This window comes from Photobacterium sp. GJ3, assembly GCF_018199995.1.
In the GTDB taxonomy this organism is placed as follows: Bacteria; Pseudomonadota; Gammaproteobacteria; order Enterobacterales; family Vibrionaceae; genus Photobacterium.
Genome location: NZ_CP073578.1, coordinates 3,419,002 through 3,436,222, shown reverse-complemented (window position 1 = coordinate 3,436,222; position 17,221 = coordinate 3,419,002). Strand labels below are relative to the sequence as shown.

At 49.1% G+C, this 17,221-nt stretch carries 13 protein-coding genes and 2 pseudogenes; 8 read left to right on the top strand and 7 right to left on the bottom strand.

Features of this window, described 5'->3' with window-relative positions; all coding sequences use genetic code 11:
- Positions 1–94: 94 nt before the first annotated feature.
- The gene (locus KDD30_RS16045) at positions 95–1,621 is read right to left on the bottom strand and encodes a YifB family Mg chelatase-like AAA ATPase (protein ID WP_211646720.1); all 1,527 of its coding nucleotides are present in this window, start codon (positions 1,619–1,621) and stop codon (positions 95–97) included.
- A 414-nt stretch (positions 1,622–2,035) separates the two neighbouring features.
- Between KDD30_RS16045 and ilvG the strand changes: the two are divergent.
- The 5 genes and pseudogenes from ilvG (at position 2,036) to ilvA (ending at position 8,375) form a co-directional block, all read left to right on the top strand.
- Positions 2,036–3,684: pseudogene (gene ilvG / locus KDD30_RS16040) on the top strand (acetolactate synthase 2 catalytic subunit).
- A complete protein-coding gene (gene ilvM, locus KDD30_RS16035) occupies positions 3,681–3,941 on the top strand; it encodes an acetolactate synthase 2 small subunit (protein WP_211646719.1) in 261 nt (86 codons plus the stop codon). The pseudogene ilvG and the gene ilvM overlap by 4 nt, the downstream one beginning before the upstream one ends.
- A 15-nt stretch (positions 3,942–3,956) precedes the next feature.
- Complete coding sequence (locus KDD30_RS16030; RefSeq protein WP_211646718.1) at positions 3,957–4,892, top strand: branched-chain amino acid transaminase; 936 nt, start codon at positions 3,957–3,959, stop codon at positions 4,890–4,892.
- Positions 4,893–4,975: 83 nt separating this feature from the next.
- Positions 4,976–6,817: a dihydroxy-acid dehydratase gene (gene ilvD, locus KDD30_RS16025; protein ID WP_211646717.1), complete on the top strand. Its 1,842-nt coding sequence runs from the start codon at positions 4,976–4,978 to the stop codon at positions 6,815–6,817.
- A 4-nt stretch (positions 6,818–6,821) separates the two neighbouring features.
- Positions 6,822–8,375, top strand: a complete 1,554-nt coding sequence (ilvA, locus tag KDD30_RS16020) for a threonine ammonia-lyase, biosynthetic (RefSeq protein ID WP_211646716.1) — start codon at positions 6,822–6,824, stop codon at positions 8,373–8,375.
- Between the two features lie 47 nt (positions 8,376–8,422).
- Here the strand turns inward: ilvA and KDD30_RS16015 are convergent, their stop codons facing one another.
- The 5 genes and pseudogenes from KDD30_RS16015 to KDD30_RS15995 form a co-directional block, all read right to left on the bottom strand.
- Positions 8,423–9,259 (bottom strand): SagB/ThcOx family dehydrogenase, encoded by an 837-nt coding sequence (locus KDD30_RS16015; RefSeq protein ID WP_211646715.1) that lies wholly within the window; start codon positions 9,257–9,259, stop codon positions 8,423–8,425.
- An 8-nt stretch (positions 9,260–9,267) separates the two neighbouring features.
- The gene (locus KDD30_RS16010) at positions 9,268–10,581 is read right to left on the bottom strand and encodes a YcaO-like family protein (protein WP_211646714.1); all 1,314 of its coding nucleotides are present in this window, start codon (positions 10,579–10,581) and stop codon (positions 9,268–9,270) included.
- A gap of 39 nt (positions 10,582–10,620) precedes the next feature.
- Positions 10,621–11,547: a TOMM precursor leader peptide-binding protein gene (locus tag KDD30_RS16005; RefSeq protein ID WP_211646713.1), complete on the bottom strand. Its 927-nt coding sequence runs from the start codon at positions 11,545–11,547 to the stop codon at positions 10,621–10,623.
- A gap of 351 nt (positions 11,548–11,898) precedes the next feature.
- The gene (locus KDD30_RS16000) at positions 11,899–12,279 is read right to left on the bottom strand and encodes a helix-turn-helix transcriptional regulator (RefSeq protein ID WP_211646712.1); all 381 of its coding nucleotides are present in this window, start codon (positions 12,277–12,279) and stop codon (positions 11,899–11,901) included.
- Between the two features lie 331 nt (positions 12,280–12,610).
- Positions 12,611–13,619: pseudogene (locus KDD30_RS15995) on the bottom strand (transposase).
- 245 nt (positions 13,620–13,864) lie between these two features.
- Between KDD30_RS15995 and KDD30_RS15990 the strand changes: the two are divergent.
- The 3 genes from KDD30_RS15990 to KDD30_RS15980 all read left to right on the top strand — a co-directional run bounded on the left by KDD30_RS15990 (position 13,865) and on the right by KDD30_RS15980 (position 15,874).
- On the top strand, positions 13,865–15,064 hold the full coding sequence (locus tag KDD30_RS15990) for a hypothetical protein (RefSeq protein ID WP_211646711.1): 1,200 nt from the start codon (positions 13,865–13,867) through the stop codon (positions 15,062–15,064).
- Positions 15,057–15,380, top strand: coding sequence for a hypothetical protein (locus KDD30_RS15985; RefSeq protein WP_211646710.1), 324 nt, complete (start codon positions 15,057–15,059; stop codon positions 15,378–15,380). Before KDD30_RS15990 ends, KDD30_RS15985 begins: the two co-directional genes overlap by 8 nt.
- Before the next feature lie 101 nt (positions 15,381–15,481).
- Positions 15,482–15,874 carry a GNAT family N-acetyltransferase gene (locus KDD30_RS15980; protein ID WP_211646709.1) on the top strand — a complete coding sequence of 131 codons (393 nt, stop codon included), beginning with the start codon at positions 15,482–15,484 and terminating at the stop codon, positions 15,872–15,874.
- 31 nt (positions 15,875–15,905) lie between these two features.
- Here KDD30_RS15980 and KDD30_RS15975 read toward each other — a convergent pair whose 3' ends face one another.
- Complete coding sequence (locus tag KDD30_RS15975) at positions 15,906–17,174, bottom strand: IS4 family transposase (RefSeq protein WP_211646538.1); 1,269 nt, start codon at positions 17,172–17,174, stop codon at positions 15,906–15,908.
- Between the last annotated feature and the right edge of the window lie 47 nt (positions 17,175–17,221).

The following is a 17,221-nucleotide window of genomic DNA, read 5'->3' as shown; positions in this document are numbered from 1 at the left end:
ACAAAGAAGAGAGCGATCAGCTCTCTTCTTTTTTTGTCTAGAGTTTGCTGAACGCTCACAGCACTTCAACTGCCAACATGACCAATCACAACAATCACACCACCTGACTCGTGAGCTGCTTCAGCAGGCGATCCATGGCGCGGTAGCCGAGGGCTTCGGCCAGATGGGCGCGTTCAATCTCAGGTTTTCCGGCCAGATCGGCGATGGTGCGAGCCACTTTGATAATCCGGTGATAAGCACGGATCGACAGGCCGAGCTGGTGCAGGGCGGCTTCGAGAAATTCTGCGTCGGGTTTGGCCAGCGCGCAGTGCTCGTCCAGTTCGCGGGTGCCCAGCAGGGCATTGATTTTACCGCTGCGATGTCGCATCCGGTTTCTGGCGTCAGCCACGCGTTCCGTGATCACCGCGGTGGTTTCACCACGATCGCCGCCTTGGGACAAAGTGCCACGGGGCAGCGCCGGAATTTCAATCGACATGTCGAAGCGGTCGAGCAACGGGCCGGAGAGCCGCCCCAGATAGCGTAAAATCGCCTGTGGGTTGGTGCGGGTCTGGCTGCCTTCGTAGTAGCCGGTCGGGCTGGGATTGAGGGCTCCAATGAGCTGAAATCGGGCCGGAAAGGTGGTTTTGCTGGTCGCTCGGGAAATCACGATCTCGCCAGATTCCAGCGGTTCCCGTAACGAATCCAGCACTTTGCGCTCAAACTCCGGCATTTCGTCCAGAAACAGAATACCGTTGTGGGCCAGTGAGATTTCACCAGGGCGGGGAATGGAGCCGCCGCCGACCAGCGCTGCCATGGAACTGGAATGATGGGGAGCGCGAAACGGGCGATTGCGCCAGTTGCCCGCGTGAAGTGACTGAGCCGTCAGCGAAGTGATTGCCGCAGTTTCCAGTGCTTCCTCCACGGCCATTTCAGGCAGCAGATCGCGCAGGCGTGAGGCCAGCATCGTCTTGCCGGTACCGGGCGGCCCGACAAACAACAGATTGTGCCCCCCAGCGGCAGCAATCTCCAGCGCCCGTTTCCCTTGCTGCTGACCGATAATGTCCTGCATGTCCCGTCCGTGATTCACCGCCTCTCGGTGGCCCGGTTCCCGGCAATGCAGTGACAATGCTTCCTGACCACACAGGTACCCGCAGACAGCCAGCAAACTGGCGGCTGATTTGTGTTTGTCGCGGCCCACCAGCGCCGCCTGATCGCCATTGGCGTCCGGCAGCACCAGACAGCGGTTGGCCTCTTTGGCTGCCAGCGCAGCGGGCAGGGCACCTTTGACAGGACGCAATTCGCCCGACAAAGCCAGTTCCCCTAAAAATTCATGATTGTGCAGCTTACTGTCTGGAATTTGCCCGGAAGCTGCGAGAATCCCCAAAGCAATCGGCAGATCAAACCGCCCCCCTTCTTTCGGCAGATCCGCCGGAGCCAGATTGACCGTGATCCGCCGGGCCGGAAATTCGAAATTGGCATTCACAATCGCGCTTCTGACCCGGTCTCTTGCTTCCTTGACGGTGGTCTCCGGTAATCCGACCAGATTGACGGCTGGCAGGCCGTTACTGAGGTGAACTTCAACGGTAACAGCCGGTGCATCAACACCGACACAAGCCCTGCTATGAACGATCGCCAGTGTCATTTTCTTCCCCTGAATATCTAAATTGTGTGTGTTATCACTAGGTAGCCGCACTTAGGCAGCATAATGTTTGCAAGATATCCAAAGCGAATCGAAAATAACCACAACAAATTTCTTGTCATGCGACGAAAGTCTGTGATAAGACTAAAGGCGCACAACAACTATACAAGAATTTCGGACAGACAAGTCAATGCTATTAAACGTCAACCTACTGGTCCTCATTATCAACGTCATCGTGGTGATTATTTCACCGCGACGGGGGCTGGCAGGCGTAAAATAGCAAAAACGCAAACACACGCAGAAAAAGCCCCCGCACCGAAAGGTCCGGGGGCTTTTTTCATACCTGAGCCGGGAAAAGACTGCACAAAACCAAAAATCGCAGCAACCGGCCAAGGTCATCAAAAACAGGGAGCCATGATGACAGGCGCAGAGTTAGTAGTAGAAGCCTTGAAGCAACAAGGGGTGAACACCGTCTTCGGGTATCCGGGCGGCGCAATCATGCCCATCTATGATGCCTTGTACGACGGCGGTCTCCGGCACGTGCTGTGCCGCCATGAACAGGGCGCAGCCATCGCTGCGATCGGTTTTGCCAGAGCCAGCAATACCGTGGGCGTTTGTCTGGCAACGTCCGGACCGGGAGCGACCAACCTGATCACCGGTCTGGCCGATGCCATGCTCGACTCCGTCCCGCTGGTGGCGGTGACCGGCCAGGTCGCCAGCCCGATGATCGGCACCGATGCCTTTCAGGAGGTCGATGTTCTGGGGATGTCACTGTCCTGCACCAAGCACAGTTTTCTGGTCACGGACCCGAACGAATTACCCGGCGTGCTGGCCGAAGCCTTTGAAATCGCCCAGAGCGGCCGACCGGGCCCGGTTCTGGTAGATATCGCCAAGGATGTTCAGATCGCAACCATCGACCATCCGCTGGCCCCGCTGCACGCCGCACCCGATTTACCCGCAACCGATCCTGAACACTTTGCGCTGGCACAGCAGTTACTTGCCGACAGCCAGCGCCCAATCCTTTATGTCGGTGGTGGTGTCCAGCTGGCAGATGCAGTCAGCAGCGTCAGAGACTTCCTGCAGACCACCCAAATGCCTGCCGTCTCCACCCTGAAAGGACTGGGTGCTGTCGATCCGGCCTATCCGTATCATCTGGGGATGCTGGGGATGCACGGCACCAAAGCAGCCAATCTGGCCGTCCAGGAATCCGATTTGCTGATCGCCGTCGGCGCCCGCTTTGATGACCGGGTCACCGGGAAACTGGATACATTCGCCCCGCATGCCAAAGTCATTCATCTGGATATCGATCCGGCCGAGCTGGGTAAACTGCGCCGCGCTCATGCAGCCTTGCGTTGCGATCTGAAAACAGTACTGCCACAACTGGCCCGCCCGATGTCGCTGGCCCCTGGCAACAGCACATCACCGATCTGATCGCCGGGAACGGCTGGCGTTACGATCATCCGGGCGAGCGGATTTATGCGCCGCTGCTGCTGAAACAGCTGTCCGAAAAAATGGACGATCAAACCGTCATCAGCACCGATGTCGGTCAGCACCAGATGTGGGTGGCGCAGCACATGCAGCATCGTCAGCCACACAATCTGCTGACTTCAGCTGGCCTGGGCACCATGGGCTTCGGCCTCCCGGCAGCCATCGGTGCCAAGCTGTCCCGCCCGGACGATCAGGTGGTTCTGGTTTCCGGTGATGGCTCTTTCATGATGAACGTGCAGGAACTGGGCACCATCCGCCGTCTGGGCCTGCCGGTGAAAATCGTGCTGCTGGACAATCAGCGGCTGGGCATGGTTCGCCAGTGGCAGGAACTCTTTTTCGACGGCCGCTACAGCGAAACCACGCTGACCGATAACCCCGATTTTGTGACTCTGGCCAGTGCCTTCGGCATTCCGGGTCAAACCATTACGCGCAAGGAAGAAGTTGGTCCCGCGCTGGACACCCTGCTGGCAAGCGACACAGCCTACCTGCTGCACGTTGCCATTTCTGAAGCTGATAACGTCTGGCCACTGGTTCCACCCGGTGGTGCCAACCACGACATGATGGAGGAACCTGTATGACCCAGCACACTTTGACGATCCAAGCCGCCAGCCGACCTGAACTGCTGGAACGTGTTCTGCGGATCACACGCCATCGCGGTTTCATGGTAAAACAGTTTTCTATGGCGCATAGTGAAGACTGTACGTCCGTCGACATTGAAGTCACGGTCGACAGTGAGCGTCCGATTCTTGCCCTCTACAATCAGTTGGACAAGCTGTGGGATGTCACTGGCGTCACCATTTTAGAGCAGCAACAAAAACAACAAATCAGCGCATAACGAAAGGATTACACAATGGCTAACACAGCAGACTACATTTGGTTCAACGGTGAAATGGTTCCCTGGCAGGACGCGAAAGTCCACGTCCTGACCCACGCTCTGCATTATGGTACTTCTGTTTTTGAAGGGATCCGCTGCTACGATACACCGAATGGCCCTGTGGTTTTCCGCCACCGCGAGCACATGGAGCGCCTGAAAGATTCCGCCAAAATCTATCGCTTCCCGATCCCATACACCGTAGACGAACTGATGGAAGCCTGCCGCGAAACCCTGCGCGCCAACAAGTTAAGCTCGGCTTATATCCGTCCGCTGGGTTATGTCCCGAACGTCGGTCTGGGGGTTTGTCCGCCAAACGGAACGGAAATGGATCTCATCATTGCGGCCTTCTCCTGGGGCGCTTATCTGGGTGAGGAAGCACTGGCCAGCGGTGTGGATGCCATGGTTTCCAGCTGGAACCGCGCTGCACCGAACACGATTCCGACCGCGGCCAAAGCAGGCGGAAATTACCTGTCTTCGCTGCTGGTGGGCGGTGAAGCCCGCCGTCACGGTTACGCCGAAGGCATCGCCCTCGATGTACGGGGTTACCTCTCCGAAGGGGCCGGTGAAAACATCTTTGTGATCCGCAATGGCGTGATTTCCACACCACCCGCCACCAGCGCCATTCTGCCGGGCATCACCCGCGATGCGATCGTGACGCTGGCGACCGAAATGGGCTATACAATCCGCGAAGAAAACATCGCCCGTGAAGCGCTGTATCTGGCTGATGAAATCTTCATGACCGGCACAGCCGCAGAAATCGTGCCGGTACGCAGCGTGGATCAGATCACCGTGGGTGAGGGCAAACGCGGCCCAATTACCGAAAAAGTTCAGGCTGCATTCTTCGGACTGTTCAACGGCCAGACCGAAGACAAATGGGGCTGGCTGGATCCAGTCTACCCAGCCGAAAAATAAGCCACACTATAAGAACGCAAACACAGCAATGTCCCGCCGGTTTCTCCAACAGCAACCGGCGGCTCAAAAAGGAATTTCACGTTATGCCTAAGTATCGTTCCGCCACCACCACCCACGGCCGCAACATGGCCGGTGCCCGCGCCCTGTGGCGTGCCACCGGAGTCAAAGATGAAGATTTTGGCAAACCCATCATCGCCGTTGTGAACTCCTTCACCCAGTTTGTACCGGGCCACGTCCACCTGAAAGATCTTGGTCAGCTGGTGGCAGCCGAAATTGAAAAGTCCGGTGGGATTGCCAAAGAATTCAACACCATTGCCGTGGATGACGGCATCGCCATGGGCCATGGCGGCATGCTTTATTCCCTGCCGTCCCGTGAACTGATCGCCGATTCCGTGGAATACATGGTCAACGCACACTGTGCTGATGCCATGGTATGTATCTCCAACTGTGACAAAATCACGCCGGGGATGCTGATGGCCTCCATGCGCCTCAATATTCCGGTGATCTTTGTGTCCGGCGGCCCGATGGAAGCCGGCAAGACCAAACTGTCGGATCAGATCCTCAAACTGGATCTGGTCGATGCCATGATCCAGGGCGCAGATCCCAAAGTGTCAGACGAGCAAAGCGAGCAGATCGAACGCTCGGCCTGTCCGACCTGCGGATCCTGTTCCGGGATGTTCACCGCCAACTCCATGAACTGCCTGACAGAAGCGCTGGGCCTGAGTCAGCCGGGGAACGGTTCTTGTCTGGCCACCCATGCCGATCGAAAAGAGCTGTTTATTACCGCAGGTCAGCGCATTGTCGGTCTGACCAAGCGCTACTATGAACAGGACGATGCCAGTGTCCTGCCGCGAAATATCGCCAGCAAAAAAGCCTTTGAGAATGCAATGGCACTGGATATCGCCATGGGCGGCTCAACCAATACGGTACTGCACCTGCTGGCAGCCGCGCAGGAAGGTGAGATTGATTTCACCATGGATGATATCGACCGGATGTCACGCAAGGTGCCCCACCTGTGTAAAGTCGCCCCCTCAACCCAGAAATATCACATGGAAGACGTTCACCGCGCAGGCGGTGTGTACGGCATTCTGGGTGAACTGGATCGGGCCGGACTGCTGCACAATGATGTCCCGAACGTGCTGGGCATGACGCTGGCTCAGGCGCTGACACAATACGATATCAAACAGACCGATTCCGATGCTGTACGCTCCTTTTTCCGCGCCGGTCCCGCCGGGATCCGTACCACGCAGGCCTTCTCACAGGACTGTCGCTGGGACACCCTGGATGACGACCGCGACAACGGCTGTATCCGCAATCAAGAACACGCCTTCAGTCAGGATGGTGGTCTGGCAGTGCTGTCCGGCAATATGGCGCTGGATGGCTGTATCGTCAAAACCGCCGGTGTGGATGAAAGCTGCCTGACTTTCGAAGGTCCGGCTGTGGTGTTTGAAAGCCAGGAAACTGCCGTAGAAGGCATTCTGGGCGGCAAAGTCAAAGCGGGCGATGTGGTCATTATCCGCTACGAAGGTCCGAAAGGCGGTCCGGGCATGCAGGAAATGCTGTATCCAACCACCTATCTCAAGTCGATGGGACTGGGCAAGGACTGCGCCCTGATCACCGATGGTCGTTTCTCGGGCGGCACCAGCGGCCTGTCGATTGGTCACGTCTCTCCGGAAGCAGCCAACGGCGGCACCATTGGTCTGATTGAAGACGGGGACCGCGTGGCCATCGACATTCCGAATCGCAGTATCGACCTGAAAGTCGATGAGGCCACACTGGCCAAGCGCCGTGAAGCGGCCGATGCACGCGGCTGGAAGCCCGTGGATCGCCAGCGTACTGTGTCATTTGCCCTGCGTGCTTATGCCAATCTGGCCACCAGCGCAGACAAAGGTGCAGTCCGGGATAAATCCAAACTGGAAGGATAAGATGATGAGTGAGGTGACACAGGGCAGTGCCGCGGCCTTTCTCAGCGGCGCTGACTATCTGAGGGAGACGCTGCGTGCGCCGGTTTACGAGGTGGCGCAGGTCACCCCGTTACAGGACATGGAACGGCTCTCCAAACGATTTGGCAACCGAATCCAGATCAAACGCGAAGACCGTCAGCCGGTGCACTCATTCAAACTGCGCGGGGCCTACAACATGATGGCCCAGCTGACTGCAGCCCAGCGTCAGGCCGGGGTGATTGCCGCTTCGGCTGGCAACCATGCACAGGGGCTGGCGCTGTCAGGCCAGCAACTGGGCGTCCAGGCCATTATCGTGATGCCGCGAACCACGCCGGATATCAAGGTCGATGCCGTCAGAAGTTTTGGCGGCCAGGTCGTTCTGCATGGCAGTAACTTTGACGAAGCCAAAGGCCACGCCATTGCGCTCGCTGAGCAGCACGGCTATACCTTCATTCCGCCGTTTGACCACCCGGCCGTCATTGCCGGGCAGGGCACCATCGGCATTGAACTGGTGCAGCAAAACGGCCATCTCGACTATGTCTTCGTGCCGGTCGGTGGCGGCGGTCTGGCGGCAGGCGTTTCCGTCCTCCTGAAACAACTGATGCCGGAAATTAAAATCATTGGCGTGGAAGCCGAAGATTCCGCCTGTCTGCGGGCGGCGCTGGATGCCGGCGAGCCGGTAACGCTGGATCAGGTCGGGCAGTTTGCCGATGGTGTCGCCGTGAAGCGGATCGGGGATGAAACCTTCCGGCTGTGCCAGCAGTATCTGGATGATGTGATCACCGTCAGCAGTGATGAGATTTGCGCAGCGGTGAAAGATATCTTTGAAGATACCCGAGCCATTGCCGAACCGTCCGGCGCGCTGTCGCTGGCTGGCCTGAAAAAATACAGCGAGCAGTACCGCCTCAAAGACAAGCAACTGGCCTCGATTCTGTCTGGTGCCAACCTGAACTTTCATGGCCTGCGTTATGTGTCGGAGCGTTGCGAGCTGGGTGAGAAGCGGGAAGGGCTGCTGGCGGTCACTGTACCTGAGCGGCCGGGGGCTTTCCTCGATTTCTGTCACCTGCTGGGCGGACGGGCCGTCACGGAGTTCAACTATCGTTATAACGACGATACGCTGGCCAATGTGTTTGTCGGGGTCCGGTTACTGCAAGGTCAGGAAGAGCTGGACAATATCATTACGGATCTGCGTAAGGGCGGCTATCCAGTGGTCGATCTGTCTGATGATGAAATGGCGAAAGTCCATGTGCGTTACATGATCGGCGGACGGCCTTCCAAGCCACTTCAGGAACGCCTGTACAGCTTCGAGTTTCCGGAATATCCGGGGGCACTGCTGAAATTCCTGACCACGCTGGGCACGCACTGGAACATCAGCCTGTTCAATTACCGCAACCATGGCGCTGATTATGGCCGCGTGTTATGTGGCTTTGAACTGGAAGAACACGATTTGCTGTCCTTCACCAGCCATCTGCGTGAGCTGGGCTACCAGTGGAAAGACGAAACCGAAAATCCGGCCTACAAGTTTTTCCTGGCGCAATAACAACACTCCCCAGCCACGCTTGTGACATGTGCTGGGGAGTGATACCACTAAATTTCAACGGCTTTACCTCCCAGAAAAGCACAATGAATAGGTGGCTCTTCCAAGGCCGATACATGAAGCATTTCACTGACAGCATTATCTATAAAGCCGCCCCAACTTAGAGCGCCAAGATCCTGTGCCTCTGCGGACAGCAAGATATTCTGCATGATGTGTCCCGCCTCAAGCAAAGCCAGCCTGTACCCCCGCTCTCCATATTTGGTACAACATCGCTCAAAAATAGAAGTGATGACGACAATCCCTGCTATCTGATCAATCATATCTTGCGCCATAAATGCATCCGACAATACAGTCGGAGCAGGTAAATGTGCCACCGGATTAAGTACATGAGTCTGTGTCTGATAATGATAAATACCCTTCGCCAGCCCCTGAACATTCAGGGCAATGAAATAAATTTCACAGGGATAAAGACCGCCTCCGGATGGATAACTTCGTAAATGAACAACGTCTTGTTGATCCATGCCTTGAAAAGATTGAATCCCAGAGCTGCCAGCAGACCACCCCAACAGATTCACAACCTCATCCAATAATATTGACTGGCCGGAAAAGGTACGAGTCGATCGACGAGTCGCCATCAATGCCTTTAAATCCAGATGTTTTGGTTCTGAACTCTGCAGTTGAATCGCCCGTTCTTTCAGATATTCCTTATGATTTCTCGTTGTTTCCAATAAAAACCTAGGTTCTGATAAATATTCACTCACACGAGCCCGTGTTTTAGCGAGTACTGCTGGCGTATATTTTGTATTTTCGTGAAAATAAGCCGCATAGGAATCAGCCCAGTGCGATTCATGAAATATTATTTTTGATTTTCTCTTAAGCTGGGACATAACATTCCTTAAGGAAATGGATGAGGCTCACAGTTGATATCGTTTGGAAAGTCCATTCGGTGAAATTCAGCAAATTGCCTCAGCCTTTTCTCATCCAAATATTCCATACCGAACCCAACATGCAAAGGCTGTAGTTGTGGTGCAATGACACGAACTGTATGTATATTTAATGCTGCAAAATCAGGTTGCGTTATATCAACATAATAAGCATCCACCTGATTGGATATGAGCTTGTCAGTAATGTAATTCAGCTCTGCACGTTCACCGGAAAAAGAACGATCGTGTTCCTCAAACCAGCCTGGGGAAACCTCAGGTCCAGAAAATAAAAAACTGAGATTCTCATGGTGTTTTGGTTCAAAATAAAACCGCACATGCTGCTCAAAATTCGTCACGGATTCCCGATCATCGCTTGTTAAACCATCTCGCTTCATCTCTAATACCCAGTTCAGCGTGTGACATGCTTCAACGACCGCCTTTTCGATCGCAGCGAATCCGTTTACATTGCATGCCATACCCAAAGCTAAGCCCGATTTTCCTGGAAGAACGATTGCGCATAATACACAGGGGATAGAAATCTCAGTGGACATCGAGAGTAAAAAGATATCACAATCCCGATGAGCGATAAGACGCTCAATCGCAGGGATTTTCTGAAAGACTCGCTGCAACGGAATTTGCTCGGGTGAGCGGCGCAATAACCAATGACAGCTAAAAGCATCTCGCTCAATCACTTCTTTCACTCCCCCCAAAACAGCATGTGTCATCTCTTTCCCAGCCGCAAGACCCGTACTGACTTGAGGAAAAAACACTTCATGGTATTGATGACTGGGAAAACCAAGATAGACTTTTTGTGCAGGTAAATATTTTTCCTCTGGGTTCGTCAGTGATTGACCCTTCACCCAAAATAAATGTTTTTTTTCTTCCGGGCTTCGAAAATGAAAGTCATCACGCGCATACTGTAAATCACTAAAGCCAACAAAATGGTTCAGCGGCACTGCATCCCTGCCAAGTTGTTCCTGGTTGGCCCAAGTCAGTGCAGTCAAATCAAACTGAAAACCCATATACCGTTCACAAGCTTCACCAAGTGTTGACCACAATGCCTGCTCCCGATCAAATGAGGCACCAGAAGCTAAAATTGTTTCCTGTGCAACCCAGTTTTCATGGCCGTTCACCACATTAATATCTGTACACTGAGCAGAAAAAATAAATATTCCTGACTCAGTTGCCTGTAAAGGAACTTCAATTAATGTCGTGATGACTCCGGTTTTCTGATCAACCAAGCGATTCAGGACATGCTTGATCTGATTTGAAAGTTGATAATTCATATTATGATTAATACCCTGGATAATGTATGAATATCATCACTAAATTAATGCGCGTGCGGCCTTTTTGGGAGATTGATGTTGTTTTTGGTAACAACATTGACACTTAGGATCTCTAAGAACAGGTCTGACATCCAAATCATAATCAATCAGATTTACATCCAAAACTTCATTCAATAAACACAAATCAAACACACCATGATTGAATTTAACGATTTGAGAGATCACATGAAAAGCGGCATACATAGCATACATTTGTGGTTCCGCCTGCCTTTTCAACATGACATTTTTCTGGCTAAACTTCCCATCAAACTCTTGCTTATACTTTATATTTGGTAGCATTCTATTCAAAAGACATTGATAACAACTTGATTGTTCAGGAATGACTAAAGGCCCAATCCTAACATCAGATTTATCTATTGATGCGAATAATACGGGTAGCGCCTTTTCAAATGAAAGCTGATTTAATTCAGAAAAATATGAAACATTATCACTGTCAGAGCAAACGACAATTAAAGACGATTCCAATCTATCCGAACTCGGATTATCCTGAATAGAATACGCCATACGATTCAACTCATCATAAACCCGTTCAAACAGATAACCTGAGCCATATAGATTGACAGATTTTTTATTCAAAGCAGTTAATTTTAAGTCATCTGGAGTATTCATCAGCTGTATCGTCTTTATATCCGCATGCAGCGCTTCTTTACTCAAGATTTTTCCCTGCTGAATGAACCCAAATGACAGCATGAATGAAAAAATTTCATGAATCACTTCATGTTGTGCTGATTGTTCCAAATCAGTCAGCGTAAACCCTGTTGTGCGTATCAGATGAATCAGTTCATCAAATGCTGCATTTTGATCTTCAATCGTAAACTCATTGATATGATCAGCAATTTGTACTTTATTGTCTGATACTTTTGTAATGACAACTGAGGGGGATAGAAAATAACTGTCTGTATACATACGTCAAATGTCATTCATCTGTTTGTTAAATAAAAAATACCTGAATAAACATGCATTTATCCAGGTATTGAATGAACCATAGCCTCAGCTTAACCCTGTGGCATGATACAAGCACAGCAACAACGGCCTGCAGTGCCAGCTAATTTGTTCACAACATTCTTCTTACGCTCAGATGAATTGTAAATTTTCAACTTAATTGATTTCATGTTTCCTCCATACGATACAAATTGCACAGCAAGAAACATCTTAATCAATTCCAAACGATAACAAAACAATTAATAAACAAAAGTTAAACAAGAGTACCTTCAAGGCTCATGCTGATGCGCGATATCATCAAGGCACTCACTTGTGCTAATGCTTATCCTTCTGCGTCAAAGCCCGGGTATACTCCGCCATGAATCCGGCCAGATTAATACTCTGCTGCAAAATCACGTTGCGGGCCGAATGTGGCAGGCGACTGAAATACTGCAATAACCGGTCGATTTCTTCTTTGTATTCGCTTTCCAGGATCTCCAGCCCCTCATCCCCGTAAACAAACCAGGTGAGCGGCCGCTCTGTAATTTCTGAAATCGCTGAGAGCAAACGCACTTTGGGTTCAGTTTTTCCCGTTTCCAAATCCAGATAGGTTTGTCGTGCCACCCCCAGCTGCTGGGCCATATGAACCTGTGTCAGTCCCTTCCACTCCCGCGCTTCCTTAATCCGCGAGGCAATTTTCGATTTCGGATCTGTCATCAATACCTCCACCACCACTGCAACAGAACTGCAAATAGAACTGCAATCAAAACTGACTCTAGGCCAGCATAATTTCAGCCAACTCTGGCGTTTTTATTTTTTATCTGATTTTCAGCGCTTTAACAGCAACGCTGGATCTTGCTTTGCAAAGTGCAATGCAAAACCGGAAGGGGCGCAGCGAAACGTCTGATTTCGCAAATAAAAACGTCACTTCTGTAGTCAATCATAGACGTTGGGGATCGGGGCGGAGCGGAAAACGAATCCAGGCGCCATAAATGACGCCTGATTCTTAGGGCTAAGACAAGGGTGTCCGTCTTACTGTGAGAGAGTACTAAAGTTTCATACTAACACTCTTGTAGAGCCTCATTTTGTAAGAGGTTTCCAGTTGCCTCCGGTATTCAGCCGGAGGAATATTGCCTAAGCTCTCGTGGGTGCGCTCTTCGTTGTAATCGCACATCCATACCCAAGCCATGCTCGAGTGACTCATTCAAGAACTCGCGGCGAAATGACCCATTAAAACGTTCTACAAAGCCATTTTGTGGCTGGATATAAACCATCTCAATGACACCAGTCAGTTAGCTGGGACGATAACAGCTCTGGCCCATTATCCATTCGAAGCTGTTTTGGCAGACCTCGCTCCTGTTTTAAATGCTCTAAGGCACGCACTACGCCTCCTGCAGGCAAACTCTTATCCACTGCTATCACCAGACATTCTCGGGTGGATTCATCAAGAATGTTCAGTGTCCAAAAACGCTTGCCGCAGTATAGGCTGTCATGCATAAAATCGAGTGCCCATTGATAGTTCGTTTTATTCACCACATCTAATGGCGTAGCGATGCGAGCCGGTAATACGCGTTTTTGTCGCATTCGCTTGAAGCATTTCCAGAATCCTGCATTGGGTGACTTCTCAAGTACTGCATTCAGGGCATCGATGACATCGCTGTCGGCAATGCGCCAATCCTTGGGACTTCTGTAGTAGTTGGCCCGTCCCAAAAGCGTGAGTTGACACGCACGGGTGACACTAAGACCTGCAGCCACCAACATACATGCACAATCGCGCCTGCTGCTGACTACCAACCCTTTTTTTCGAACAGCTCCTTCATGGCCTGGTTTTCTTAACTGACGTCTGCGAACATCTTTTTGAGCTTGGCATTTTCTGCTTCAAGCTCTTTGATTCGCTTGAGCTCAGAGGCGTCCAACCCGCCATATTTGGCTTTCCAGTTATAGTAGGTGGCGCTGCTAATCCCGTGCTAACGGCAAATATCATCGACCTTCAGGCCAGCATCCGCTTCTTTGATAATTGCGACAATCTGAGACTCAGTGAACCGTGACTTCTTCATGGTGATCTCGTGCTGTTATGTGGCAGAAATCTCCAGTTTAGACTGTCTCAGCATAGGAGAAGCGGACAAAACCAATGGCTAATACGAACAAATACCAGATTGATTATCTTATAAGCAACCTTAGTGAGTAATTTTATAAATTAGAGAAATTTGCTTTAAAAACAGTACTTTAAACTAGTATGTTTAATTGCGTGTAGATAGTGTGAATAGTAAACTTACTTTTCTATTTATATGAAGAAATAAAAATGAATAATAAATTATTAACGCCAGTTGTGCTGAGCAATTTAGGCGATGGCCTTTTCATGGGCGCCATTCCTTTAATTTCTTATATGATCACAAGTGATCCCTTAATTATAACACTTTTATCAATAGTGAGGCCGGTATCGATTATAATATGTGGATACAAAATTGAACATCTAACAAAGAACTTAAGCGATAGCTTATATATTAGCTCTATTTGTAGAATTCTCGTGTTATTTGTTTTGCTATTCTTATCTCTCATGGATATGGTAAACGTCTTTGTCTTCGGTGCTATCGTTTTTCTATTTAGCTTTATGGAACTGATTTACGATTCGACATTTAGTACACTACCAAAGATAGTGTGTAAGTCCGAAGATGAAATAAAGCAAGGATACTCGAAACTTCAAGTATCCACGACGCTTAGCAATGATTTCATCGGACCACCTTTAGCCGCTTTAATATTAACAATCACAAGTGATAATACCTTAAGTGGTCTTATTCTTGCCTTAGTAGTTGTTTCATTTCTATTCTCCTCACCAGTTAGAAGAACCTTGGATTCAATAGAAACACCGAAAAAAAGTTCTCTAACCAACAATGAAACAACAGAAAGATTTAAGATACCTTCTAAGGCCAAGTCACTCCTCACGTACTGCTGCACTATTAGTATGTTTACCGGGGCGTTCACCTCAGTTTATGTGATACATATATTAAGTGGTTTAAACTTCAGCAAAATCGACTTTGGCTTCTTAATGGTCTTCTTCTCCATGGGTGTAATTCTAAATCACTTTGTTCTTTCTAAGTATCTAACTTTTACTCCCAAGCTTGATATGTTCATTTCAATATGTCTGATATTTGTGGGCACTTTGATAACGTCAGTCTCAGAACTGTATGTAATGCTGGGGTTCGCACAGTTACTGGCGGGGATAGGTTTTGTGAGATGGATGGTAAATGAATCCTATATAAAGCAAAATCTCTGCAAAATTGAGGACCTTAATGTTCTCAATGCCAAATTCAGAATGTATGAGACCATCGCTTTCTCATCCGGTGCGGTATTTAGTGGAATGATACTCAAATACACCACGTTCGATACTTTTGATATTTATACCCTGCTTTTCATTTTTGAAATGGTAGTTGGCATCATATTTTTTAAAAATTATAAGGAAGAAAGTGGTGAGGTTACCGAAGAATCATCCGTTTATGGATGAGAATGTTGTGTCGGACATAATGTCTTTCTACAGAATGAGCGAAAAACAAAATTGTGGTTTTTATAAGATAAATGGATGCCCCTATACGGAGTATGCATTTAAAGGTTTTGAGTTTGCTGACAAACTATTGGTTAACACACCATTTCTATTATGGTCAGGACCCACATTAAAACTGACTGATGAACGTAACAGTGATCGTATCTTTGTAAACTTAACATTGGAGCCTGAAAGAGGTCTTCCTTTTTATGAAACAGCAATATTGATCAACCCTGACGCTAACTACTCTTTCGTCAAAAAAAACAAAGATATGACATAAAAAAATCAGTAAAGGAAAGTTATGTACGCATATCGCCTTATGAAACAGCATATGATCAAAAAATAGTTCAGCTTCTTAAACAAAACTTGAGTAGCAAAGGTATGCCTGAACAAATGCTTCCAGATAATCTATTGAGGTACATCTTATCGAGTAAAAAATTTAAAAAGGTATGCTGTACAGATCATGAAGGCGATTTAGTTGGTATAGGCATTACTCTAGAAAATGATAACTATATTTGTTTATGGCTTGCAGCTTTTGAACAGGACACATTGAGAACGAACAAGACATCGTATGTGCTATACGATCATCTAATCAAAGAATCAGTTTCAAGAAAAGTTGGTGTACTAGATTTCGGGCGAGGAATAAGCCAATTCAAAAAAAAATTTGGTTTCAAGTCATATGCCGTAAACTTAGACTTTTCAACTGCTAGCAGTGAAATAAACACTCAGTTAAAACAATACATTATAAACAGACAAAAAATAAAGGGATTATAATAATGGCTAGGACTGACTCATAGACAGGACCTTAAGCATTAAGCTTTTCATAAATTCCATCTAAGGTTCTGTCTTTCTTGGATTTTCTCTGAGCTGCTTTGCGAGCATTCATTGATATATATACCATAGCCCATTCCAGTCGCCCTGATATTTCAGACCTTGCTTGGTGCATCAAGCTTTCCAATATTGGAAGTAGCCAAACATCAACATTTTTTGCCGCTTTTAATACAGATACTGACGGCAGGCTGGTTATGGCAATACTTCGCCGAACAATCAGCGCTAGCAAACTGGCCCAAATCAGCCCCTCAGCAATGGCTTTTTGTGCCGTTACAAAACGACGCCAATTCGTATGCGACTTTAACTCCTTGAATAGCAACTCAATTTGCCATCGGCACCGATAGAGCGCCATGATATCGTCTGCTGAAAATTGTGATGTCGGCAAGTTTGTCAACCACAGACAAAAACGCTTTTCTTCAGCGAACCATCGACGCACCACCCGGAACTCGTACTTTCCTCGCTTGCATCTCAGGTCAAGAACTTCGGAGCGGTTAGTTTTTCGGCTAATATCCTTGAGTTTCATATCTATTAATCTTGGTAAACGCCGACCATTGCCATTGTGGGCACTAACAATTGTTGGGTTCAGTGATTTACCGCCACGGACGATAAAATGGCCGTTATGACGAGAAAGTTGCTCGAAATAGCTAAAATCCACATAGCCAGCATCGGCTAAAAGCAATTTTTTCTCTAGGTTGCCAGGTGTGGGCAAGTACGTCCGCTCAGATGCTGTATCTGCCGTTACTGTCATCGTTTTTGGTGACTGGTCAAACAGCGACATGGTCATATGACATTCAATCGCAGCAGGATAGTTTTTGAAGCGGCTTGGAAAAACCTCACGAAGTCCGTCGTGAACTCGAAAAGAACTGCCATCCTGCAGAATAACATCGTCGAAATGAGATAAATTTGCTGGCATTGAACGCGAACTCTTCTGGAACAGCTGAACTATTGCAAATTTGACCAGCTCTTTCATAAAGTCGGCAAAACTATCTTTTCGCAACTGGTTATGAAAAGGCTTATAAGCCACATTTTGCTTTTCACTCAGACACATCCCGTTGAACTGGCGATGAAGGTCGGCAATGGCGTGGCAATTGCCCTTGCTCAAAGCCGCGAGAAGGCTGAGTACCAATTGTTGAGGCTGAATTGCTCTGGCCCGCTGAGTAAAACCACACTTTCTTGCAGTTTTTTCGAGAAAACTGGCATCGAAGAATTGCACCAGTTGCTTTTTTAAAGAGATAATCGTCATCGGCTTCACGGTTGATTCTGGTTATTTGTTTGGCGACGATTATCAGA